The sequence below is a fragment of the Pseudocoprococcus catus genome, from assembly GCF_019734885.1.
In the GTDB taxonomy this organism is placed as follows: Bacteria; Bacillota; Clostridia; order Lachnospirales; family Lachnospiraceae; genus Coprococcus_A; species Coprococcus_A catus.
The window spans coordinates 58,405-81,883 of record NZ_JAAXCM010000047.1 but is presented as its reverse complement, the minus strand read 5'-3'; the positions used below and the strand labels follow the sequence as shown (position 1 = coordinate 81,883).

The 23,479-nt window shown below is 44.4% G+C and carries 20 protein-coding genes and 1 riboswitch; of the genes, 6 read left to right on the top strand and 14 right to left on the bottom strand.

Annotated features, from left to right (window positions below; all coding sequences use genetic code 11):
• Nucleotides 1–38 precede the first annotated feature (38 nt).
• Nucleotides 39–950 (bottom strand): LysR family transcriptional regulator, encoded by a 912-nt coding sequence (locus HED67_RS13270; protein ID WP_221718594.1) that lies wholly within the window; start codon nt 948–950, stop codon nt 39–41.
• A gap of 220 nt (nt 951–1,170) precedes the next feature.
• Nucleotides 1,171–1,267, top strand: a riboswitch (TPP riboswitch).
• 412 nt (nt 1,268–1,679) lie between these two features.
• On the opposite strand from HED67_RS13270, the gene tenA reads away from it, so the two are divergent.
• The 5 genes from tenA to HED67_RS13245 are packed head-to-tail and all read left to right on the top strand — an operon-like array spanning nt 1,680 to nt 6,257.
• Entirely contained in the window at nt 1,680–2,339 is a 660-nt protein-coding gene (gene tenA / locus HED67_RS13265) for a thiaminase II (protein ID WP_178439046.1), read from the top strand.
• A gap of 36 nt (nt 2,340–2,375) precedes the next feature.
• Nucleotides 2,376–3,128 carry an ABC transporter ATP-binding protein gene (locus HED67_RS13260; RefSeq protein WP_221718593.1) on the top strand — a complete coding sequence of 251 codons (753 nt, stop codon included), beginning with the start codon at nt 2,376–2,378 and terminating at the stop codon, nt 3,126–3,128.
• Complete coding sequence (locus HED67_RS13255) at nt 3,125–3,868, top strand: ABC transporter permease (RefSeq protein ID WP_221718592.1); 744 nt, start codon at nt 3,125–3,127, stop codon at nt 3,866–3,868. The genes HED67_RS13260 and HED67_RS13255 overlap by 4 nt, the downstream gene beginning before the upstream one ends.
• Before the next feature lie 54 nt (nt 3,869–3,922).
• The gene (locus HED67_RS13250; RefSeq protein WP_221718591.1) at nt 3,923–5,101 is read left to right on the top strand and encodes a M20/M25/M40 family metallo-hydrolase; all 1,179 of its coding nucleotides are present in this window, start codon (nt 3,923–3,925) and stop codon (nt 5,099–5,101) included.
• 55 nt (nt 5,102–5,156) lie between these two features.
• Nucleotides 5,157–6,257, top strand: coding sequence for an ABC transporter substrate-binding protein (locus tag HED67_RS13245; protein WP_221718590.1), 1,101 nt, complete (start codon nt 5,157–5,159; stop codon nt 6,255–6,257).
• A gap of 122 nt (nt 6,258–6,379) precedes the next feature.
• On the opposite strand, the gene HED67_RS13240 is transcribed toward HED67_RS13245, so the two are convergent.
• From HED67_RS13240 to HED67_RS13190, 11 genes are all read right to left on the bottom strand, one after another.
• Entirely contained in the window at nt 6,380–7,333 is a 954-nt protein-coding gene (locus HED67_RS13240) for an L-lactate dehydrogenase (RefSeq protein ID WP_215632467.1), read from the bottom strand.
• Between the two features lie 288 nt (nt 7,334–7,621).
• Nucleotides 7,622–8,686 (bottom strand): ABC transporter substrate-binding protein, encoded by a 1,065-nt coding sequence (locus HED67_RS13235; protein WP_178439062.1) that lies wholly within the window; start codon nt 8,684–8,686, stop codon nt 7,622–7,624.
• 55 nt (nt 8,687–8,741) lie between these two features.
• The gene (locus tag HED67_RS13230) at nt 8,742–9,482 is read right to left on the bottom strand and encodes a DeoR/GlpR family DNA-binding transcription regulator (RefSeq protein WP_178439065.1); all 741 of its coding nucleotides are present in this window, start codon (nt 9,480–9,482) and stop codon (nt 8,742–8,744) included.
• 139 nt (nt 9,483–9,621) lie between these two features.
• Nucleotides 9,622–11,274, bottom strand: a complete 1,653-nt coding sequence (ptsP, locus tag HED67_RS13225; protein WP_221718589.1) for a phosphoenolpyruvate--protein phosphotransferase — start codon at nt 11,272–11,274, stop codon at nt 9,622–9,624.
• A 141-nt stretch (nt 11,275–11,415) separates the two neighbouring features.
• Complete coding sequence (locus HED67_RS13220) at nt 11,416–11,673, bottom strand: HPr family phosphocarrier protein (protein ID WP_015513702.1); 258 nt, start codon at nt 11,671–11,673, stop codon at nt 11,416–11,418.
• Nucleotides 11,674–11,755: 82 nt separating this feature from the next.
• Nucleotides 11,756–13,660: a PTS fructose transporter subunit IIABC gene (locus HED67_RS13215; RefSeq protein WP_221718588.1), complete on the bottom strand. Its 1,905-nt coding sequence runs from the start codon at nt 13,658–13,660 to the stop codon at nt 11,756–11,758.
• Between the two features lie 3 nt (nt 13,661–13,663).
• Entirely contained in the window at nt 13,664–14,578 is a 915-nt protein-coding gene (pfkB, locus tag HED67_RS13210; protein ID WP_221718587.1) for a 1-phosphofructokinase, read from the bottom strand.
• A gap of 186 nt (nt 14,579–14,764) precedes the next feature.
• Nucleotides 14,765–15,484, bottom strand: coding sequence for a sulfite exporter TauE/SafE family protein (locus HED67_RS13205; RefSeq protein WP_221718586.1), 720 nt, complete (start codon nt 15,482–15,484; stop codon nt 14,765–14,767).
• A gap of 60 nt (nt 15,485–15,544) precedes the next feature.
• Nucleotides 15,545–16,696 carry a class II fructose-bisphosphate aldolase gene (locus tag HED67_RS13200; RefSeq protein WP_178438491.1) on the bottom strand — a complete coding sequence of 384 codons (1,152 nt, stop codon included), beginning with the start codon at nt 16,694–16,696 and terminating at the stop codon, nt 15,545–15,547.
• Nucleotides 16,697–17,283: 587 nt separating this feature from the next.
• Nucleotides 17,284–18,450: an N-acetylglucosamine-6-phosphate deacetylase gene (nagA, locus tag HED67_RS13195; RefSeq protein WP_221718585.1), complete on the bottom strand. Its 1,167-nt coding sequence runs from the start codon at nt 18,448–18,450 to the stop codon at nt 17,284–17,286.
• A gap of 89 nt (nt 18,451–18,539) precedes the next feature.
• Nucleotides 18,540–19,364, bottom strand: coding sequence for a sugar phosphate isomerase family (locus tag HED67_RS13190; protein WP_215631808.1), 825 nt, complete (start codon nt 19,362–19,364; stop codon nt 18,540–18,542).
• 144 nt (nt 19,365–19,508) lie between these two features.
• Here HED67_RS13190 and HED67_RS13185 point away from each other — a divergent pair, with 144 nt between their 5' ends.
• Entirely contained in the window at nt 19,509–20,576 is a 1,068-nt protein-coding gene (locus tag HED67_RS13185; protein WP_178438481.1) for a LacI family DNA-binding transcriptional regulator, read from the top strand.
• Between the two features lie 33 nt (nt 20,577–20,609).
• Here HED67_RS13185 and HED67_RS13180 read toward each other — a convergent pair whose 3' ends face one another.
• Entirely contained in the window at nt 20,610–21,872 is a 1,263-nt protein-coding gene (locus tag HED67_RS13180; protein WP_221718584.1) for a glucose-6-phosphate isomerase, read from the bottom strand.
• Between the two features lie 20 nt (nt 21,873–21,892).
• A complete protein-coding gene (locus HED67_RS13175; protein ID WP_221718583.1) occupies nt 21,893–23,368 on the bottom strand; it encodes a lactate racemase domain-containing protein in 1,476 nt (491 codons plus the stop codon).
• Nucleotides 23,369–23,479 lie beyond the last annotated feature (111 nt).

The window sequence follows — 23,479 nt, the reverse complement described above, 5'->3', positions numbered from 1 at the left end:
TATATACACTTTCTTTGTATTATACACGTTCTTTCGCTTCAGCAATCACAGAAAAAAGGCCTGTAGCTGGCATCCTCTGCCAGTGCATCTCTCAGCTTTTGGGCTGCAGAGCTTAATACCTTTGATTCATCCGTCACCAGACAAATCTGGCGTTTTGGGATTTCTTCCTGAAGATGGATCTGGCACACCTCTCCCCTTGCAATGTAATCTGCTGCCAGGTCATCCGGGCAAAAACCGATACCCAGATTATATCGAACCATCAGGCGAATCTGGTCTGTGGCTGCCACCTCAATCTCCGGATGAAAAGATAAATGCTGATTCATAAAATACTGTGTATAAAACATTCTTGTCCCAGTCTCCGGTGGAAGTGAGACAAAGGGATAGCTCATCAATTCATTGAGACTGCGCGTCTTCGATGCCAGCTCTCTGTACTTCGAGCCGCCGATTAAAACATCCTGAAAAGTCACCAGCGGTGTTTTATGAAGCGGTTTCTTTATGTCCACCGGTGTGGAAATCACAGCAAAATCAATTTTGCCTTCTTTTAGTGCCTGTATAGTCTGCGGTGTAGAATAACTGGAAATTCGAAAATGGATTTTCGGATGTTCTTCATGAAAACTGCCTAATCGCTCCAAAAGCATTAACCTTAAAGCCGTCTCACTACTTCCGATAGTCACAAGCCCATTCTCAATATTCAGCGTCTTCTTAATCTCCTCTTCTCCCTGTTCCAGATTATTCATAGCTGCCGACACATACTGAAATAGTTGTTCTCCAATCGGTGTCAATGATACCCCTCTGTTGCTTCTCGCAAACAGCCGGCATCCAAGCTCCGCCTCCAGATTATTCATCGAACGGGTTACATTCGGCTGATTATTGCCAAGAAGCTCTGCCGCTTTCGTAAAATTTTTACTCAAAGCCACATAATAAAAGGTTTTATAATAATCAAGATTCATTCTGTCAATTCCTCTCTAACGTTCAAGCCTTGCTTGATGTTATATTGCTTTGATCTATTTTCCCTTAACCTTCTCATAACGCAAAGTATAAAACAAAATTTCAAAACAGACAACACCTTTTTTCGTCAATTACCCAAACAGATGTATTCCATTCAATGTACTGATGAAATACAATTCATTTTTTTATTTACTTTTGTATACAAATACTGTATAATAAAACTGAATTTGCTAGGGGTGCTTAATTGCTGAGAGGCCTGTGCCGACCCTTTGAACTTGATGTGGATAATCCCAACGCAGGAAAGCAATGTAAATGAACTATTTATGGTTATATGCTATGATGATTGATTGCCTCAATTATCTTTTTATAAGCAACCATAAGTAATGAATACACATGTATCTAATCGGGAGTTCTGCTTCATTTCTTAGCAGAGCTCTTTTTATTTTTTTGCAGCTGATAACCACTCATCAAATGTTTCATAACATACTATTTCTAAGCACTTGATGATAATTGCGAAACTAACACCAGCTTTGAGAAGTGCCTGCATCAATGCATAAGTTAACACAGGTGCTTCCAATGCGGCCGGTACTTAAGTGGTGTCTTTTACCACTTTATGTACCGTTGCCAGCATTGGGCAACGCAAGTGTGCCTGCGTTGACTTATGCATTGATGCAGGCCCCAAAAACTTTCTGTTTCGCAATTATCTCGTTAAACCTTTAAGGAGGAAATTTATGAAATTAACAGAAATCTTATACGAAGACGTCAAAGATATCTGGGACGGCTATCTGAAGCACCCATTTGTCTCCGGCATCGGTGACGGCAGTCTCTCCATAGAGCGTTTTCGTTTTTATATGCTTCAGGACTATCTTTATCTCTATGACTATGCCAGAGTTTATGCCCTGGGCATTGTCAAATCCCGTGAACCTGAAATGATGCAGTTTTTCTCACAGCTTGTGAACGACACATTAAACGGAGAAATGGACATCCACCGCGGTTATATGGCCCGCCTTGGCATTTCACCGGAAGAAGTTGCTGCTGTCAAACCTTCCATTATGAACACCTCCTACACTCATTACATGCTGGAAGTCGGATACAATGAAGGCATTCTGGAACTGCTTATTTCCATTCTCTCCTGCTCATGGAGCTATCAGATGATCGGAGAAGCACTGAATCAAATTCCGGGGGCCGCTGACCATCCATTCTATGGTGACTGGATCAAAGGCTATGTTTCTGAAGAATATGTGGCCTGCAACCAGAGCATCCTGAATACAGTTGATCGTCTCGGTGAACACTGTTCCGAAGCGGATATCGCCCACCTCAAAGATATCTTCAGGACATGCAGCCGTTTTGAATCACTTTTCTGGGATATGGCCTGGAATATGACGCTTTAGACCGCACGCAAAACTTTTACCAAGGAGTATTCTAAAATGTTAGAATTTCAACATGTCACCTTTCAATATGACAGCGAAGATTTCAATATCATTGACGATCTTTCCTTTACCGTGGAACCCGAGGAGTTTATTTCCATTATCGGTATCAGCGGCTGCGGAAAGAGTACGATCTTCAAGCTGACCAACGGCCTTTTGAAAAGAAAAAGCGGCAATATCCTTCTGAACGGGCAGGATATTGCTTCTGTAAAACATGCTGCAGGCTATATGCCCCAGAAGGACCTGCTCTTTCCATGGCGCACCATTGAGAAGAATCTGTGTCTCCCTATGGAAATTGCCAAAGTTCCTCAGTCAGAACAGATACAGCGTGTTTCTGATATTCTGAAGGAAGTCGGACTTTCTGATTATGCCGCCAAGTATCCAAAGGATTTGTCTGGCGGTATGCGTCAACGTATCTCTTTTGCCCGAACACTTTTAACAGATGCTGATCTTCTGCTCTTAGATGAGCCCTTCAGTGCATTGGATGCATTAACCCGAATCAGCATGCAGGAATGGCTGCTGAAGCAATGGCAGCATTTCCACAAAACAATTATGTTCATCACCCATGATGTAGAAGAAGCCATCTTTATGTCCAGCAAAATTTACCTGGTCAAGCAGACACCGATCCATGAGCTGGAAGTTCTGAATGTTCCTATGGATTATCCTAGAAACCGCAATGATATGGGACGACCGGAGATTGTCGAATTAAAAGAATATCTGATCGATCAGTTGAGAAAGCAGGTGATTATATGAGAAAATATTTACCGCCGCTGATTCTCTTCTTTCTTCTTTTAATCGGCTGGCAAGCATTAGCGCTTGGCATCAATGCTGCCTACATTCTTCCCACACCGATACAGGTTATCCAGAAGTTATGGGAACTGCGTGAACCGCTGTTCACGGTGCATCTGCCGGCTACCATGTCCGTTACCTTCATCGGTCTCGGCATCTCCATCGTCCTGGGTCTGGCACTGGCTATTGCCATGGATATGCATGAAGGCGTCCGCCGTACCCTTTACCCGCTGGTCATCGCCTCCCAGACAATCCCGACAACAGCCATTGCACCGCTGTTTGTTCTCTGGTTCGGCTATTCCATCTGGAGCAAAGTTCTGGTAACTGTACTGATGACCTTTTTCCCGATCACCATTACAGTTTATGATGGTTTTCAATCCACGAAACGTGAAATGGAGGAATTGATGCTCAGTTTCAATGCCAGCAAAATGGATATTTTCATGAAATTGAAACTGCCGAATGCACTGCCTTATTTCTTCTCAGCCATCAAAATGGCGATTCCGATCAGTATCATTGGTGCGGCCATCGGAGAATGGCTGGGTGCCCAGAGCGGTCTTGGTTATTTCAGCAAACGTATGCTGACCCAGTTAGATGGTGCCGGTGTCTTCGCCCCGATTGTCTTATTATCCGCAGTGGCTATGTTGATCGTCGCGATTGTCGGTATTATAGAAAGAATTGCGATCCCATGGCGAAAAGAACTGTAAATACAATGATTGAACAGCTTTAGAACAGCACTCTCTATGAAAGGAGTTTTACAAATGGATATCAACAAAATCAAAGAATTAGCAGAAGGTTATCTGCAGGAGCAGGTAGATTTGCTGATGCGCTTCACCTCTGTTGACAGTGAGTCGAATTATGTGGAAGGCAATAGGCAGGTCATCGATATGGCCCGGGCTGTCCTTGAAACCATCCCCGGTGTGACAATGGAAGAAATGTTCTTTGAAGGCTGCGGCACACACCTGATTGCCCGCATTAAACCGGAACATCCGGAAGGCAAAATCATCCTGAATTCTCATATGGATACTGTCTTCCCTGTTGGCTATGCTGCCAAATTCCCGCCTTATGTAGATGAAGACAATTGGCTCCACGGCCTGGGAAGCGGTGACTGCAAAGCCGGGTTCGCCGTTTCTGCCTATGCTGTCAAGATCGCCAGCGAATTAGGCTTACTGCCAAACAAAGAAATCGTTATGCTTTACAGCTGCGATGAAGAAATCGGTTCCATTACCAGCCGCAAGGTCTTCGAGAAAGAAGCACCCGGTACAGAATGTGCTTACATCTTCGAGAGCGCAGCCAAAACAGACAAAGGTTACGGTGTTGTCAGCCAGCGTAAAGGTGTTATCCTGGGCGCTCTGGATATCAAGGGTGTTGAAGCCCATGCAGGCGGTGCTTATATGGCAGGACACAGTGCCGTCAAAGAACTGGCGCATAAGATTCTCAAGCTGTACAGCTTCAATGACTATGACAGAGAGATCTACTATAATGTAGCTCCAATCTCCGGCGGACGTCCGAATGGTATCGTTGCCGGTGATGCCCACATGGAATTCTGTGTAGCAGGTCTTCCTGACAATGGTCCCTCCTTTGCTGAAGCCGAAGCCAATATCGAATCTCTGGCTGCTTCCAACGAAGATCCTGTATGTGAAACAACTGTTTCACACCGTATTCTGTTCCCTGCCCTTGAGAAGAACGAAATGGGCCACAAAGCTTTCCAGATTGCTGAAAAAGCAGGTCAGCTCCTTGGTGTTACCATGGAAGAAATTGCCGAACCGACAGCAACAGATGCCAACTGGTTCTATTCCTTCGGTGTGCCGGCCGTTGACGCATTCGGTCCTGTGGAATCCGGTATGCACACAACCGAGGAAAAGGTCTATATTCCGACAATCACCGAGAAAACCGCACTTTTTGCGGCTATGCTGGGTATTATGAAAGAAGAACAGTAATTCAATGGCTTAGATGTCAATTCTAAGCGATCACTAATAAAAAAGGAGTTATATTATGAAAAAGATGAAAAAATTTTCTGCACTTTTACTGACTGCTGCTATGACGCTTTCCATGGCTGCCTGCGGCAATTCTTCCGCAGGCACATCCACTACTGAGGCTGCTTCAAATGCTTCAGAAAGTACTGCTGAAACACAAACTGACACAGCATCTTCAGAAGCTGCTGAAAGTACTGCATCCAACGGTGACCTTGAAGATTTCAATATTGTCCTTGACTGGTATCCGAATGCTGTTCATTCCTTTATCTACACTGCCATCGAGAAGGGCTATTATGCGGAAGAAGGACTGAATGTGCATGTACAGTTCCCGGCCAATACAAATGATGCCATCACCATGACAGCGGCCGGACAGGCGGATGCCGGTCTCTACTACCAGCCAAACATCATCTCTACTGCAACAAATCAGGATGTTCCTGTCAAGATTCTCGGTACGATTGTACAGCATCCGCTGAACATCGTGATGTCTATGAAATCCAGCAACATTACCTGTGCCAAAGACCTGAAAGGCAAAATCATCGGCTATCCGGGAACCGTTGACAATGAATATTTTGTCAAAGCGATGATGGAGCACAATGGTCTCTCCTATGATGATGTTACCATGCAGGATGTGGGCTTCGACCTCAATACATCCCTGATCAGCGGCAATGTGGACGCTGTCATCGGTACCTACATTAACCACGAATATCCAGCTCTTCAGAAAGAGGGCTATGACGTGACTTATTTCGATATTACAAAAGAGGGTTGTCCGGATTATGAAGAGCTTGTCCTTGTCACTGGTGAAAATCAGGTCAAAAACGAAAGTGACAAACTGGCAAAATTCATCCGTGCTTCCAGAAAAGGCTTCCAGGATGTCCTTGACGATCCACAGGGCTGCCTGCAGATTCTCCTGAACAATCAGGACAAAGCCAACTATCCTCTGGATTCAGAAGTTGAAGAAAAGAGTATGGAAATCCTTCTGCCTCTGATGGCTGACAACAGCACTGACTTTCTGACCATCAATAAAGAAAGCTGGCAGAATACAGCTGACTGGCTGCTGAAGATGGGCATCATCACAAAAGCTGCTGATATCGATGCACTGGTGGCGGATATTCCACAGTAAAATATCTATAATTAGTATAAAGCAGGCCGGGAGTTTCACAAAATGTGTTCTCCCGGCCTGCTTTATGACACTATCATCGGCTATATAGCTGTTCACTGCATTCACAGTTACGATAACATTTTTTACAACTTAATATCTTCAATAATCTCTTTCAGAGTTGCTGCTGATTCCTGCAGTTTCTGTGTCTCCTCTGCATTCATCGTAATCGGCACATGGGTTTCGACACCTTCGCTTCCCACAACCGCCGGCATACTCAGACACATTCCCTCAATACCGTACTCACCGTGCATCATGGAAGATACCGGCATCACTGACTTCTCATTACGCATAATGCATTCACAGATACGCTTGACAGACATGGCAATACCATAATAGGTGGCATGCTTCTTTGCAATAATCTCATAAGCACTGTTTTTGACAGATTCTGCAATTTCCTTCATAGCTGTCTCATGATTATAATGTCCTCTCATCTCACAGAACTGATCCAGAGGCACACCTGCAACATTGGCACTGCTCCATACAGCGATCTCACTGTCCCCATGTTCACCGATAATAAATGAATGGACACTTCTGCTGTCTACACTTAAATGTTCACCAAGGGCATATTTTAATCGTGCTGTATCCAGCACAGTCCCTGAACCAAGCACGCGATTCTCAGGATAACCACTGAGCTTCAATGCAGTATATGTCAAAATATCTACCGGATTTGATACGATCAATAAAATAGCATCTTTATTCTGCTCTGCTATTCTCGGAATAATGCTTTCATAAATTTCTACGTTCTTATGCACAAGATCAAGTCTTGTCTCTCCCGGCTTCTGGCCTGCTCCTGCAGTTACAATAATAATCGCTGCATCACTCAGATCCTCATATGTGCCTGCATGTATTTTCATCTGACCGGCAAAAGGAATACCATGAGCAATATCTTTTGCTTCTCCATCTGCTTTATCAAAATCAACATCCACCAGCACAAGCTCTGAGAATAACTGACTCTGCATCAATGTAAATGCTGTTGCTGAACCAACAAAACCACAACCAATAATCGCTGCTTTTCTCTGATTAATTTCTCTACCCATAATGGTACCTCCTTATGTTCAATACTGTTTTATCTCAGCCGAAGTGGATTGCCGCTCCGAACTTGATCTCTTTTATGATTTGATTATATCATTATTGTATACAGTATTCAATATGTGTATTCGTATTTTGTATTATGTATTCAATTTTGCACATTTTTTCTCTCACATACAGATTCCCTGGTTCAATATAAGAATCATTACAAATGGGTTATACTTCCACACAAAAAAAGAGACAAACAAATCAATTTCTGATCCATTCATCTCTTTCTCTGAATATTTCAGGTTTTACTACTTATCGGCTTCTTCCATGATGTCAAATAAAACATAATCTTCAACCGGTACTTCTTTATCAATATCACCGGCATCAATAAAGTTCTTCTGCTGAACTTCATAATAATGCTTCAGTGTACCATCCTCCAGATATTTCAGTAATGTCTTACTGTCAAGCCATGCACCGTCTCCTGTCTGCTCCAATGCAGCTGCTTTGTCTGTTCCGCAGATTTCTGCCACATAACCGGCTACTTCATCATAATTTGCTTCCTGTGAACCGTAATCCATGGCCTCGTAAAGCGCCTTTGTAAATCTTACAAGAATATCACTGTTCGCCTCCACATAACCCGGCATACATACCCATCCTTCACAATCTGCAGCTTCGTCTGCAAATGTTGTATTGGTACAGAAAATCTGTGCATCATCCCCCAGTTCACTGACAATCGTTGATGAGCTTGGTGACCATGCTGCACATGCATCTACAGAACCCGAAACCATAGCACTGACCATATTGCTGACTTCCATATCATAAGCTTCGATATCATCCATTGTCAAACCTACTGATGACAATGCTCGCTTCAATATCGTCTCTGATGCTGTCCCTGATGCATACGCAACTTTCTTGCCCTTCAGATCCTTTAGAGAATTCACCCCATGAGACTTCAATCCCATCACGCAATCTGCATTGCCTAAATGAGAAAAACAGAAAATGGATGCCTGTCCCTGAATACACAGTTTATGGGCACCAGGTCCGATATAGGCCACATCAATAGACCCAGATTCCATGGCATTGATCTCTGTCGGACCGTCCTGAAAAGCATAGAGCTTGATATCTAATCCCTGTTCTTCAAAATAGCCTTTGTTGATGGCTGTTGCCACTTCCCACAAAGATGCATAATTCTGCATATACGCCACACGCACCTGCGTGATTTCATTATATCCGGTTTCTTCTTCGGATGCCTCCGCCGCTATCTCTGTCTCTAATGCGGTATCCGTCTTCTGTGTTTTCGACTGACCGCAACCAGAAAGTGCACCTATAACCATTGCAGCAGTCAATACTGCTGCAAAAAATCTTTTTTTCATTGTCCTTCTCCTCCTAAGATATCAATATGATATGTTCATTATACCACATAACATCCTATACAACAATGACCTTCCCGGTATCCTCAAGTCCCGGCACTTTGCGGTCCGTCAGAATGATTGCCGACTGAAAAGCTCCGAAAGTCACGGAACTGACACTGCCGAATTTGTCATGATCCACCAGAACATAGCGGTCACGGCAGTGGGCCATAGCAATTTCTTTGACAACCGCCTCACTGGCTTCCGGTGTGGTAAATCCTGTTTTCTTCGTTACACCATTGGCACCAAAAAAACCCTTGGTAAAATGATACTTGTGAATCATCTCCGTCGCCTGGGCCCCGACAATCGCTTCTGTGGAGCTCTTCAGCTCACCTCCCACAAGCAGCACTTTCATTCCCATCTCTGCCAGTTTCTGTGCATGTGCAACAGCATTGGTTACAAATGTTGCATTTTTCTCCGTCAGATAATCCAGCATGTATCCTGTTGTCGTACCCGCATCAAGGAAAATAAAATCCTCCGGTTCAATCAGTCCGGCTGCATAGGCTGCTATCCTGCATTTTTCTTCCTTATTGACTTCTACTTTCTGGGCAACTGTCGGTTCACTGCCTGTCATAATACGCTCCATTGCAACGGCACCACCAAAAACCTTGATCAGACGGCCGGCTCTGCCAAGGGCAGTGATATCCCGTCGTACAGTGGATTCCGAAGCATCCAGCAGATCCTTCAGCTCTGTAACAGTCACACTTCCTCTTTCATCCAGCATTCTTAAAATTGTTTCATATCGCTGCTCTGTCAGCATAATTTCACCTTCCCTTACAGAATCCGTCACCTAGTCCTGGTACGGAGCATATAACAGATAGAAACTATATGCCATCTGTTATAAAGATTGCGCCACCAAGAGATGACGCAATCGAAACCACATATTGTTAAACGTTTTCCTATTTTGTCTGTTTTGACTTCTTATACGCTTCGACATCGGTCTCAAGGATAATCTTACGAAGCGGAAGAATACTTCCCGGAGATACAGAAAGCTCATCGACACCCATCGCCAGGAAATCCTTTGTCAGTGCCTGATCAGCGCCCAATTCACCGCAGATACCACACCAGATACCTGCCTTGTGAGCATTCTCAACGGTCATCTGAATCATACGAAGGACTGCTGGATGGTGGGAATCAAAGAACTTGTCAAGTTTTGAATTCTGACGGTCGATGGCCAGTGTATACTGTGTCAGGTCATTGGTACCGATACTGAAGAAATCTACTTCTTCTGCCAATTCCCGGCTCATCATCACAGAGGCCGGTGTCTCGATCATGATCCCCTGTGCCGGATTGCCGTATTCAATTCCCTGTTCTGCCAGTTCGGCCTTCACTTCTTCAACAATGGCTTTAATCTGACGGACCTCATCAACGCTGATAATCATCGGATACATAATGTTGATATTGCCGTAAACACTGGCTCTGAAAAGCGCACGCAACTGTGTCTTGAAAATCTCCGGACGTGTCAGACAGATACGGATGGCACGGAGCCCCATTGCAGGATTGTCCTCTTTGTCCAATTCAAAGTAATCGCACTGCTTGTCAGCACCGATATCCAGTGTACGGATGATAACTCTTCTTCCGGCCATAGTCTCTGCCACAGTCTTATAAATCTGGAACTGTTCCTCCTCTGTCGGATAATGATCCTGCCCCAGATAAATAAATTCACTTCTGAAAAGTCCGATACCGCCTGCATCATTCTGCAGCGCAATACCGAGATCCTTGATGTTACCTACATTAGCATACAGCATCACTTTCTGACCGTCAAGTGTAATATTTTCTTTGCCCTTTAATGTCTGAAGAAGACGTTTTTTCTCCTGCTCTTCCTGCTGTTTCTTCTTCATTTCTTCCAACAGTTCAGCATCCGGATCAACATAAACAACACCATTGGTGCCATCTACAATACCAAGCTTGCCGTCAACGGTCTCATCCAGATCAATACCGGTACCGATCAATGCCGGAATACCCATGGTACGTGCAAGGATGGCCGTATGGGAATTCTCTGAACCGTGGGCTGTAACGAAGGATAAAACCTTATCCTTATCCAGCTGAACGGTTTCTGATGGTGCCAGATCGTCTGCCGCAATGATAACAGGTTCATCAGAATCAATTCCGCTGCCTGCACCGCCTGCCAGAACAGTGATCACACGTTCTGAAATATCTCTGACATCTGCCGCACGGCCGCGCATATAATCATCGTCCATGGCCTCAAACATCTGGGCAAAATTATCTGCTGTGGAGGCAACCGCATATTCCGCATTCACCATCTGGGAATGAATAATATTCTCAACAGATTCATTGTAATCTTCATCTTCAAGCATCATCTGATGCACTTCAAAAATAGCAGCGTTAGCCTCTCCTACTTCTTTTAACGCTTTATCATACAACTTCTGAAGCTGTGCAGCCGCAATATTACGGGCAGCTGTATATCTCTCCATTTCTGCATCTGCATCTTCAATTTTGACACGCTTAACAAGCTGTTCATCTTTTTTGTAAACACTGATCTTACCAATGGCAATACCGCCAAAAACACTTTTACCTTTATATATCTGCATCTTGATTCTCCTCCGTTAAAGAAAAAACTGCTGCATAACCCATTACAGGGCACCCATCATGCAACAGTCTCTTCAATTCGCCCCGCCGATACGGGAACACGTTTAACTCCTTGTAACGCCGTCGTTACCAATAATTATAAATTACAGATTTTCTTTCATGAATTTGCTGACTGCTTCACATGCAGCATCTTCATCTTCACCATCAAATGTAAAGACAACTTCCTGACCATTCTTAACGCCAAGACCCATAACAGCGAACATTCTCTTGCAGTCTGCTTCTTTGCCGTCTTTGGCAATCTTGATCGTGCTGTTGAATCCTTTAACAACTTTGATCAGTTCACCGGCTGGACGAGCGTGGATACCTTCTTTGTCTGTGATCACATACTTAAATTCCTTCATGATAAATTCCTCCTCAATTCATATTATTCGTTGACTTTATTGACAATCATCATTTATTATTTCGATTATTTCAATCTTTAACTTAAGCAACCTTTTTCTTTAACAAACCAAGTAATACTGTAGAAACTGCCGTACCTACAATCAGCGCAACCAGATACATCAATGCATTGCCCACAACCGGGAATACGAAGATACCGCCGTGAGGTGCCATCAGTGTACAGCCGAAGAACATTGAAATCGCACCTGCAACAGCTGAACCTGCGATGCAGGCTGGTAAAACATGCAGCGGATCCGCAGCCGCATATGGAATGGCACCTTCTGTAATAAAGGCCAGACCCATGATAAAGTTTGTCGGGCCGGATTCTCTTTCTTCTTTTGTAAATTTATCTTTAAACAGGAGTGTTGCAAGTGCAATGGCACAAGGTGGTGTCATACCGCCGATCATAACCGCTGCCATGATATCATAATTGCCCGCCGCAATAGCTGCTGTACCGAACACATAAGCCGCCTTATTGAATGGGCCGCCCATATCGATGGCCATCATGCCGCCGAGAACTAATCCTAATACCACTTTACTTGAACTTCCCATACCTGTCAAGGCATTGTTAAGACCTGTATTGATACCACCCATGATCGGCTCTACAATGAACAGCATAAAGAGTCCCATTACCAGAATACCCACCACTGGATAAATCAGAACCGGTGCAATCTTCTCAAGTGCTGTCGGCAGTTTGTCACATGCTTTTCTCAGTGCAAGTATCAGATAACCGGCAACAAAACCTGCAACCAAAGCTCCCAGGAAACCGGATTTGCCGCTTGCAGCCATCATACCGCCCACAAAACCAAGGGCCAGTGCCGGTCTGTCACCAATCGCCATCGCAATAAATCCGGCAAGGACAGGCAACATAAATCCGAATGCCACGCCACCAATCTGTTTGAACATCGCCGCAATCGGTGTGATCGTACCAAAATTGGCTCTCTGATCCGCCGGCAGTGAATTGATATCAATTGAAAGACCATCAATCAGAAATGCAATGGCGATCAGGATACCGCCGCCGATAACAAATGGCAGCATATGTGAAACACCATTCATCAGCTGTGCATAAATCTGATGGCCGATGCCGCCGGAAGATTTAACCTCTGTCTTAGCACCTTCAGCTGCATGGTAAACAGGTACATTGCCTGACAGCGCCAGATCTACCAGTTCATCCGCCTTGCTGATACCATCGGACACCTGTCGGATAATGACTTTCTTACCGTCAAAACGATCCAACGGTACCTGAGTATCCGCTGTAACGATAATGCAGTCTGCTTCAGCAATTTCCTGATCGGTGATCACGTTCTTTGCACCGCCAGATCCTCTTGTCTCAATCTTGATGAAACAATTCTTTGCCTTTGCAGCCTTCTCAAGGCCTTCTGCCGCCATATACGTATGCGCAATACCTGTCGGGCAGGCTGTTACTGCCAGAAGTTTTGCCTGTGCACCTTCAGCTTCACCGGTATCTGCCAGACGTTCATCAATATCGCTCTTCTCGTCATCAGCCTTATCCACAATTTCAAGAAATTCATCCACAGATTTGGCATTCAGCAGATCTGCTGTAAACTGCTCATCCATCAGAAGAACTGATAATTTACTCAATACGTCCAGATGGATATTATCTTCTGTGTTCGGAGCTGCAATAAGAAAGATCAGATGCACCGGTTCACCATCCAGGGAATCAAAATCCACACCGTCTTTGACAACCATAGCTGCCAGTCCCGGTTTTGTAACAGCATCGCATTTACCATGAGGAATGGCAATACCTTCCCCGATACCGGTTGTACTCTCTTCTTCTCTTGCATAAACTCTCTGTCTGTAAGCTTCAACATCGTTGATCTTGCCGCTTTTGGCCATCAGATCTACGACCTGATCAAGCGCCTCTTTCTTATCTTTCGGCGCACCATTAAGGGAAATACTCTGCTTATCCAATAAGTCTGTAATTCTCATGGTTTAATCCTCCACTCTTACCTGTTTATAAATTGCTTCAATTTCGCTCTTTGTAGCCAGATATTCCGAAAATGCACTGGCACTTCCTGATGCAATACCCATACAGAAGGCATGCTCATAATCCTGTTTGTCCATCCATCCAGCCATAAAACCTGCGACCATAGAATCGCCCGCGCCTACTGCGTTCACCAGATGGCCCTTCGGTGCAGGTTTATCGAATACCTGTCTGTCTTCTGCGATCAGAACGGCACCTTCGCCGGCCATGGAGATCAGCACATTGCGTGCCCCCATTTCCTGAAGCTTTTTGCCGTAAGGAACAACTTCTTCTCTTGTCTTTAACTCTACACCAAAAATATCACCCAACTCATGATTATTCGGTTTGATCAAAAATGGATGGTACTCCAAAACATTCAGCAATAAATCTTTCGTTGCATCCACAACGATCATCACGCCTTTGCCTTCCAGTCTTGCCATAATACGGCGATACATATCATCCGGCATAGATGATGGGATACTGCCTGCCAGGAAAAGAACATCGCCTTCACCAAGTGCATCCAGCTGAACCATCAGCTGTTCAACTTTGTCAGCACTGATTGCCGGTCCACTGCCGTTGATCTCTGTGCCATCAATGGATTTCAACTTCAGATTAATTCTTGAAATACCTTCATCAATACGAATGAAATCGGATTTCACACCCATTTCCTGCAGCTCGCGGACAATCTCATCACCTGTGAAACCGGCCATAAAACCAAGCGCTGTGCTTTCTATACCAAGATTCATTAATAATGTTGAAACATTAATGCCTTTTCCTCCAGGAAGGATTAATTCTGAACTTGTTCGATTGGTAAGTCCCAGCTGAAAATCGTCTACTGCAACGATATAATCCAGTGATGGATTAAAAGTCACTGTATAAATCATCTTGTTACCTCCTGCTCTTTATTATGTTCATATTATAACGCCAAATTCAATCAAATTCAATCAAACTACTTCACAAAATTAATGACCGATTTTGGTTGAACATGCACAAAAAAAGATGTCGGCGTGACCGAATCAGTCACAACCGACACCTCTTGTATAATGAAAAGTGATTGGGCATAAAATATTTTAACAAAGGTTTTGGATAACAAGTGCAATACCTGACAATATCAGCACGATAATGACCAGCCTCTTGATGACCGTTTCGTTCAAATGTCCGCAGCATTTCATGCCAAAAACCAGCGCCAGCACCATAAACGGAATCATACATATCGCCTGACAAAAGATCTGCCAGTTCAATATGCCAATGCATGGATAGACAATCAGTCTAAATGTACATTCAATCCAGAATACCAAACAAAGATTGCCTTTGAATGCATGGCTGTCCTCAGTCACACGATCCATATACGCCGCCAGCAGTGCACCGACACCATAAAGTCCACAGCATAGACCTGAAAGCACACCGATCAATCCAAGTATGATTTTGGATTCTTTCTGCTTCTTTCCGGCTCTCTCCCGCATCAGCATCTCAATGCCCATGGCAATAATGAAAAAACCGAAAATCACTTTGATGGTTCGCGTGTCCACATTCTTCAGCATAAAAATACCGGGAATGTTGCCGAGAATGACCAGCGCCGCCACCGGCAAGCTGATTCGCCAGTTAATCTGCCTGCGCTCTTTCCAGGCAATGATCATATTGGCCGGGTAGCCGATAATCAGATCCATTGGCGTAATTTGAATGTTATTGAACGAAAAACTCAATATCGTGGTAAATACAAGGGTATTGGCAAATCCACAGACACCTTTAATAAAACTGGCAGCAAGTGTCGCAACAATCAGCCAGACCATGTTGTACAATTCCTTCTTTACCTTCTATAATATTAACGCAATTATATATGATTGATGCAATTACATCTTCTTGTAGCGTTCAGCCATTTCATCAAGACTTGCCTGCTCAACAAGCGGTGCTTTGCCGAATGAACCAAACTGTACAATCAGTGTACCAATAGCTTCTTTGACACCTTTTTCGATGACAGCAACCAGAGCAGCAACATCTTCATCAGGAATATTGCCGTACATAACAGTATCCATAATCGGAGGCAGGAATGCACGAGGGTCAAACTGATCTTTCTTCTCTTCAAGCAGTTTATAGACACCGCCGATGGATGGGCTGTTGCGTTTCTCCGGATAGTTATGGAAGAACTCTTTCATGTTTCTTGTAACAGCCAGACGGATATCTGTATCAACATTGATCTTGCCGATACCACAAGGAATAGCTGCTTTCAGTTCATCTACAGAAATACCATGGGCATTCTGAATATTGCCGCCCAAGGCATTAATCTCATCAACAATGTATTTTGGTACAGTCGATGAACCGTGAGAAACTAAAACGCCAAAGATACCTTCATGCATCAGGCACTCTTTGATGGCAATAACGATTTCTTTTCTCAGTTTAACATTTTTACCTTTAGACGCACCGTGCATTGTACCATAAGAAATAGCCAGAGCATCTACGCCTGTCTTCTTAAAGAATTCAACAGCTTTTAATGGGTTTGTGTATGTTGATGTTGCAGAAAATACGTGATCTTCCACACCGGCTAATACACCCAGCTCACCTTCAACAGAAACGCCTCTTTCATGGGCATATTTAACAACTTCTCTTGTCAGCTCTACATTTTCATCAAACGGCAGTGAAGAACCGTCGATCATAACAGATGTATAACCGCCTTCGATGGCTGCTTTACAGGAATCAAAGTTCTTGCCGTGATCCAGATGCAGAACAACAGGGATTGGCGAATCCTCAGCATATTTCTTGACGGCATTGGCAATATTTTTAGCACCGATCTTCTTGTCTTCCAGAGTTGCATTCTGGAAATCTGTACGGCCGCCCATAAATCCGTTGGCCAGATCTGCACCCTGCAGGATTGCTGCGGAACGGAACATTTCATGCACTTCAATGGCCGCTTTTGCCTGCGCAACAGCGTTGACATTGAAAGCACCCTGCGCATAGTGATATTTATCAACAGTTTCAAGTAAAGGTCTTAATGGAATTAATGGCATTTTTAAAACTCCTCTCTATTTCAATTGACGCGAAACGCAAATGGTTTTTGAAAATATATCCATTTTATCAGTTCATAGCAGGCACACTCTCGTTGCCAATCGCTGGCAGCGGTACATAAGCTGGTAAAAAACACCAGCTAAGTACCGGCCGCGATTGAAGCACCTGCTATGAATCTGATAAATGGATATATTTATCCAAAGTTCATGGGGCGTTTCGCTGTTATTGATAAACTATAGTACTTTTAAAAACTACCTGAGTTAAAGGAGACTGTGCCTTTCTATAAGCAGTTTTCAACAAGTAATAAAGTTCTTATTCGTTTTTTTAATTTATATTCACCTGTATGGATTTTCCTTTTTGCCTGTCAGCAGGATTTCTTAATGATGATGTGACGGCAATGCAGTGTAAACGTTAGGCTAATTTTCGCGGTTTTACGAGCATAGCGCTGGCTTTGGAGGGCTGTTTGAGCCCGAAGGGCGAGTTCGCACGTAAAAGCCGGCAATAAGCGACGCAGTAAAACGAGAAAATTGCCTTGTTTACACTGCATTGTTCGCTCACATCAGATTAAGAGATCCGTCCGAGAGGCCAATCAAGAAATTCGACGTCCTTTGACGAATGTATCTTTTATCTGGAATTCGCTGTCCATGATCAGCACATCGGCATCTCTGCCTTCGCCGATGAAGCCAATGCTGTTCTGCAGGCCAAGCATAGTAGCCGGATTCTCTGTCAGCAACGGAAGAATCTTCTCAGGGCTTTCGCCAGTGAATTTCATCAGGTTTCTGAAGGCCTGTCCCGTTGTCAGTGTACTGCCGGCTCTTGTACCGTCTTTAAGTTTGGCATCGCCCTCTTCAACGATGACATCGTTGACTCCCAGTTTGTAGTTGCCGTCCGGAAGTCCTGCAGCCATGATGGAATCTGTGATAGCAATGACTCTGTCATAACCCTTCATTTTCAAAAGGAAACGGACTGAACCCGGATGAAGATGTCGGCCATCGCAAATAGCTTCGCAGTATACATCCGATTCAAGAACCGCGCCCATGATGGCCGGCTCATGCTGATGGAACAGGCGCATCGCATTAAATGTATGAGTTGCAGCTGCTGCACCGGCATCAATACATTTCCAGGATGTGGCATAATCCGCACCAGAATGACCGATAGCCACTTTGATGCCCATCTCAGTGATGTCTTTGACATGCTCCGGAATACCTGCAACCTCCGGTGATACGGTTATGTAATGAATGAACCCGCCTGCTGTCTCCTGATAGTGCTTTAACAGCTGCATATCCGCTGTACGAAGCAGATATTCAGGCATCGCACCTTTGTACTCCGATGCCAGAAATGGTCCCTCCAAATGGATTCCCATCAGATCTGCACAATTACCATGCGGCTGTCCTGCTTCTGTATTGGCTTCATGATGCTTCACAGCTTCTTTGATACACCAGTCTGTCTGCTCTTCGGTATCTGTCAAAATTGAACAATGCCAGGATGTGGTGCCTTCCTTCGCAAAGAAATGACCTATTTTCTCGTAATCTTCCTGTGTGGCTGCATTGACATCCACGCCAAAACCGCCATGTGTATGCACATCGATAAATCCCGGTGTGACATAACAACCTTCCGCATCATATACTGCTGTATCAGCATCTTCCGGCTCAGGAAAATCTCCGATCACGGCAATCCTTCTGTCATCCAACAATAAATCTTTCTTCTCAAAATGGCGGTTCATATAAACCTGTCCATTTTTAATTAATGTTTTCATTTTGTTATCGCCTCTGTCTGTTTTAACACTGCTGTAAATGCAGGGAATCATACTTCCATTTGCTGAACGCCCCGCCTATGATAAACATATTAATCTGTAAGGCTTGCTACAAATTCAGTAATCTTCAGGTTAATATCCGGATGATTCTGTAATAAGCTGACTGGGAATTCAGATGTCTGTTCACCGTAAACAGCACGTCTTACAACGGCACGATGCCAGTTTCTGAAGCAGCCCAGACGGATCTTACGTGCATGGGAAATTTCATTAATACCGATTGTGATGCAGTAATGCGGCATATCCTCAAGGGCACCGTTGAAATCACCAATCGCATTGGCTGTTCTTGTCTCAGGCGTGATCTTTAAAACACGGGTCTGCTGTGCCAGGAATTCTTCATTGCTCAGACTTGCGTCTGCTTCATTGAAAGCAACATGGCCATTGATACCGATACCGCCGAAGCAGATATCCACGCCACCAAGCTGCCCAATCACTTCCGGAATGTGACCCGGATTCTTCGGATCAGGAAAGATTCTCTGCTCTTCCGGCATCACCAGTTCAGGATTGACTTTGTCATAAACCGTACGTTTCATAAAACCTCTGAAACTTAACGGATGATCGATGCTGACCCATTCTTTGTTATCATCCAGATATTCATCCATATTGATGAACCAAACATTTTTCAGGCTGATCTTTTCGCTGTTGACTCTCTCAACAAAATAAGGATACTGTCCCACAGGACCTACAGGACAAATAAATACCGTCTTCTCACCCTTGGCATTATGCTCGATGATCGTATCTGCCATCTCATCTGCCATGGATTTAAAAACTTCTGCATTGTCTTTCATAATAATCAGAGGGAACTTTGGTCCTTTTGACAGGATCTCCTCTGCATTATACTGGTAATATTCATGTTTCATGTTATGCTACCACCTTTTATTGTAAAAAAAAACATTTTGTACTATACTACTAGATAGACGCTTTGTCAAATATCATGCAAATATGATATCCAAAGTATACAACACTATGATTCTTGCATCACCATCAGTCAGTGAGGTTATTTTATGACACTTAAAGAAATCGCAAAGGAAGCGGGGGTTTCTGTATCCACAGTCTCCCGTGTCATCAATCAGGAAAATACAAAAGCAGCCAGTCCCGAAGTGCAGGCCCGTATATGGGAGATTATCCGTCGTACCGGCTATTCACCGAATAAAACAGCCCGCAATCTGAAGCTCGGACAGTCTGCAGAGCTTCGCGATCCGGATCCCAAGTCCATTGCCTGTGTTTATGCCAGAACCCATACAGATATGTCGGATCCTTTCTTCTCACAGATCGTAAAGGCTTTGGAACTGGAAGCCATCAAAAGTCGCTATTTCATTCGCTACTCTTTTACTTCCCAGGACCTTGGCCGACCTGAAACTGCCGCTCAGCTCACCCAGTTTCCCGCTGACGGTATTGTTGTTCTCGGCCGTTACGACCAGCGGATCGCTTCTCTGGTCAGCAATCTCAGCAAGAATGTGGTCTACACCGGCCTGATCCCAATGGATTTCCAGTTCGATCAGGTTGTCTGTGACGGCAGTGAAATTGTCTATACGGCAATTTCCTACCTGAAATCCCTGGGACATACCGCCATCGGCTATATCGGTGAACAGGATAAAGAACCCCGCTTCAACGGCTACAAGGAAGCCCTGTCCAAACTTGATCTTCCATTTGCCCAGCGCAACACCGCCAATGTCCATCAGACATCCGAAGGCGGTTACGAAGGTATGAAAATGCTGGCCAAAACATGTGATGACCTTTCCGCCATCCTCTGTGCCAATGACCGTACAGCCATCGGTGTTCTTCATGCCCTGAAAAAGCTGAACTTCCGTGTACCTGAAGATATTTCTGTCATCAGTATCGATGATATCGATATTGCACAATATATGTCTCCGATGCTCACAACCGTTCATATTCCGACAGATGAACTGGGCAAAATGGCCTTCAAGATGCTCTTTGACCGTGTAAACGGCGGCCACCGGATGCCGCTTAAAACCTTTCTGCCTTATTATATTGCCAAACGTGACAGCTGCTGTCCCATCAACCGTGACCACAGACTTTTCTCAACCTTACGTCAGCAGGCTCATCATTAAGAGAAGCCTGTTCTTTTTAACGCCCAAGTACCTCTACTTGCCAAGGGCTTTGAACATGCGCTGTTTGTAGGCTTCCACACCTTCCTGGTCAAAGGGATTCACGCCCAGAATTCCCGCTGATACATAGCATGTATACATAAAGAAATAAAAGATCTCTCCGAAACTGTAGGGTGTTAATTTCTCAACCTCAAGCACCATACATGGCATCTTTTCACTGTGAGCACGAAGTGTGGCTCCATAAGCGGCTTCATTGATTTCTCTGAAGTCTTTGCCATTCAAATAATCAAAATCATCCTTCACACAGCCATCCGGATGAACGATCATGGAAGCCTGCGGATCTTTCACATGTAAAAATGTCTCAAAGATCACTGGGCTGCCATCCTGAAGGAACTGTCCGACAGAGTGCAGTTCCTCTGAATACTCACCACTGATCGGATAAACTCCCTGATCTTCTTTTCCTTCACTCTCCGCAAATAACTGGATCCACCATTTATAGAACCAGTGAAGCTGCGGTTCAAAGGATGCCAGCATTTCCATTCTGTATCCTTCGTTATAATAGAGATTTCTTGCCACCGCATAGCGGTAAGCAGACTGTGTGATGTCTCTGCAGCCTTTTAACTCAGCTGCCATATCGGCTGCCCCCTTAACAAGGGCACGGATATCAATGCCGGCCACAGCCATAGGCAAAAGTCCCACAGCTGTTACCGCTGTATATCTGCCGCCCACTGTCTGGGGAAATTCTACAAAGCTGTATCCCTGCTCTTTACAGATAGTTTCCAGCAGACTATTGCGGGAGCCAGTTGCGATAATACGCTCATTGGCCTTCTCCCCATATGTTTCATAGAGATATTCTCTCAGCACCCTGAATGCCGATCCCGGCTCCAGTGTCTGGAAGTTCTTGGCGATACAGTCAATATAAACGGACTTGCCACGAATCTTGTTCATAACCTGTTCAAACGCCCATGGCGACAGTGAGTTGCCGGCATAGACGATCTCCGGTCCATCACATTCCGGAAAAGCTTCGATCACTGAGCGGGCTGCATTATTGGAACCGCCCACACCAATGAGAACAAAAACATCTGCATCCCGGCGCACCCTTGCTGCCAGTTCTTCAATGGCACTTAATTCTGCCTCATTGGCCCATGTATCGATATCAAACCATCCGAGGGAATCCCCGTATTTTTCAAAATCGGCTTCACTGCCGATGCCCTCAAGCACCGGCAGATTGTCCGTCAGCATCTGATGATATTTTTCACAGCGCTCCGGCTGATGATCAAACATCTGAAATTGAATCATATTGTTCAAACGCCTCCGTATTAATGACGATGACCATATTCATCCATGCAGTCCTCTTCAGGGTTCTTCATGCAAAGATGAACAGCTGCTCTCTTGTATGTCAGAGGCAACGCCAGAATGTTCGGATTCTGACCAACAAATTTCTTCTTGGCATCTTCAAGGGCTTCTTCAAATGTCGCTCTTGTCTTTAAGCCCATGCCTCTTGCATAGCCAGGTTCCTGAGCACCGACAATGTAAATGGCACTTGTATTCATTTCAGCAATATGACCGCAGGACATCATGGAGAAGCCATGGAATGGATGGAACGCATTGCAGAAACGATATTTGCGGATATATTCTTCATTTGTTGCAAAATATTCACCGTAACGGTCGATATCCGGCAGTGTATTCATATGATCATGCTGGAACAGCTCATACTGTTCTCTCAGATATGGCCATAATTCATCATGGAAATAGCCGTTGCATGCAGATGAACAGATGATGACACAATTATCGCTCATGATTCTCTTGAAACGAAGTACCTGTGCACTTAAAGCCTGCATCATCATGATCGGGTTTGTGCCCATGCCGTCGCCATAGTGGAATTTCTGAGGCATACCAAATACCAGTACATCGTATTTCTTTTCTGCCCAGTGGACATAAGTTCTCTTATCTGCCAGTTTCCAGCTGATCGGCATCATTTCCTTAGCGTAACCGGAATAAATCGCAATCTGTCTTGAATAAGTATCCAAAACGGCATCACAGCAGAAGAACGGATGACCCATCTTCTCTTCCATATGCATACTAATCTCATCGAATTTATGTCTCATTAGGCTGCCGCCGTTAACAGGTGTAAAGTCGTCTCTGTGCATAACAGACGGCACATGATGGCTGGCGATACATCTCCAGTTTGTGATACCTGTTGCACTGTGCTTGTAACCGCCTGAATAACCGCCGTAAGGGTTGCCCTGTACGTGACCGATGAGGATCGGCAGATCTGAATCATAAACATATTTGTTCATATAAACAGGATCACCGCGCTTTGTTGTACCAAGATAGATCATATGTTCCTGATCTTCGCTGTCATGGCTGATGATCTGACCCGAATGCCAGAATTCATTGAACAGTTCCTCCCCGAAAATTGCCTTGGCATCGGATGCTTTACTTCTCGGATGAAGGCCATTGGAAATGATAAACAGGATATCTTTCTTTTCTACGCCTGCTGCATAAAGTTCTTTTAAAATATATTTAATGCTTAATTTTCTATGGCTTGTTGGCTGCTCGCCGCCTTTAACACGGTCCGGAACAATGATCGTAACTGTTGTACCTTTGTGTGCAAGCTCTGTTAATGTCGGCATGCCGATCGGATGTGCCAGGCTTTCAAGATATGCAGCCTCTAACTGGTCCTCCGGAATACATGCAGGATCCTTCACTGTTTCACCAGAAATAAATACATCTGTATTATCCGGCAGTTCTGCCTGCATTGTGCCTAATCCATATTCAAAATCAAGTTTCATGTTATTTCCTCCCGATTATAATATTATCTGAGTTATAAGTCGTCTGTTTCCAGAAAATTGGAAAACCGGCGGATAGGCCGCCACCCGGTACACCGAAATTTGACATTTTTC

What these genes read in the sequence shown, in the direction of transcription:
- HED67_RS13270 (WP_221718594.1), bottom strand. Translation starts at nt 950, where the DNA reads ATGAATCTTGATTATTATAAAACCTTTTATTATGTGGCTTTGAGTAAA.
- tenA (WP_178439046.1), top strand. Translation starts at nt 1,680, where the DNA reads ATGAAATTAACAGAAATCTTATACGAAGACGTCAAAGATATCTGGGAC.
- HED67_RS13260 (WP_221718593.1), top strand. Translation starts at nt 2,376, where the DNA reads ATGTTAGAATTTCAACATGTCACCTTTCAATATGACAGCGAAGATTTC.
- HED67_RS13255 (WP_221718592.1), top strand. Translation starts at nt 3,125, where the DNA reads ATGAGAAAATATTTACCGCCGCTGATTCTCTTCTTTCTTCTTTTAATC.
- HED67_RS13250 (WP_221718591.1), top strand. Translation starts at nt 3,923, where the DNA reads ATGGATATCAACAAAATCAAAGAATTAGCAGAAGGTTATCTGCAGGAG.
- HED67_RS13245 (WP_221718590.1), top strand. Translation starts at nt 5,157, where the DNA reads ATGAAAAAGATGAAAAAATTTTCTGCACTTTTACTGACTGCTGCTATG.
- HED67_RS13240 (WP_215632467.1), bottom strand. Translation starts at nt 7,333, where the DNA reads ATGGGTAGAGAAATTAATCAGAGAAAAGCAGCGATTATTGGTTGTGGT.
- HED67_RS13235 (WP_178439062.1), bottom strand. Translation starts at nt 8,686, where the DNA reads ATGAAAAAAAGATTTTTTGCAGCAGTATTGACTGCTGCAATGGTTATA.
- HED67_RS13230 (WP_178439065.1), bottom strand. Translation starts at nt 9,482, where the DNA reads ATGCTGACAGAGCAGCGATATGAAACAATTTTAAGAATGCTGGATGAA.
- ptsP (WP_221718589.1), bottom strand. Translation starts at nt 11,274, where the DNA reads ATGCAGATATATAAAGGTAAAAGTGTTTTTGGCGGTATTGCCATTGGT.
- HED67_RS13220 (WP_015513702.1), bottom strand. Translation starts at nt 11,673, where the DNA reads ATGAAGGAATTTAAGTATGTGATCACAGACAAAGAAGGTATCCACGCT.
- HED67_RS13215 (WP_221718588.1), bottom strand. Translation starts at nt 13,660, where the DNA reads ATGAGAATTACAGACTTATTGGATAAGCAGAGTATTTCCCTTAATGGT.
- pfkB (WP_221718587.1), bottom strand. Translation starts at nt 14,578, where the DNA reads ATGATTTATACAGTGACTTTTAATCCATCACTGGATTATATCGTTGCA.
- HED67_RS13205 (WP_221718586.1), bottom strand. Translation starts at nt 15,484, where the DNA reads ATGGTCTGGCTGATTGTTGCGACACTTGCTGCCAGTTTTATTAAAGGT.
- HED67_RS13200 (WP_178438491.1), bottom strand. Translation starts at nt 16,696, where the DNA reads ATGCCATTAATTCCATTAAGACCTTTACTTGAAACTGTTGATAAATAT.
- nagA (WP_221718585.1), bottom strand. Translation starts at nt 18,450, where the DNA reads ATGAAAACATTAATTAAAAATGGACAGGTTTATATGAACCGCCATTTT.
- HED67_RS13190 (WP_215631808.1), bottom strand. Translation starts at nt 19,364, where the DNA reads ATGAAACATGAATATTACCAGTATAATGCAGAGGAGATCCTGTCAAAA.
- HED67_RS13185 (WP_178438481.1), top strand. Translation starts at nt 19,509, where the DNA reads ATGACACTTAAAGAAATCGCAAAGGAAGCGGGGGTTTCTGTATCCACA.
- HED67_RS13180 (WP_221718584.1), bottom strand. Translation starts at nt 21,872, where the DNA reads ATGATTCAATTTCAGATGTTTGATCATCAGCCGGAGCGCTGTGAAAAA.
- HED67_RS13175 (WP_221718583.1), bottom strand. Translation starts at nt 23,368, where the DNA reads ATGAAACTTGATTTTGAATATGGATTAGGCACAATGCAGGCAGAACTG.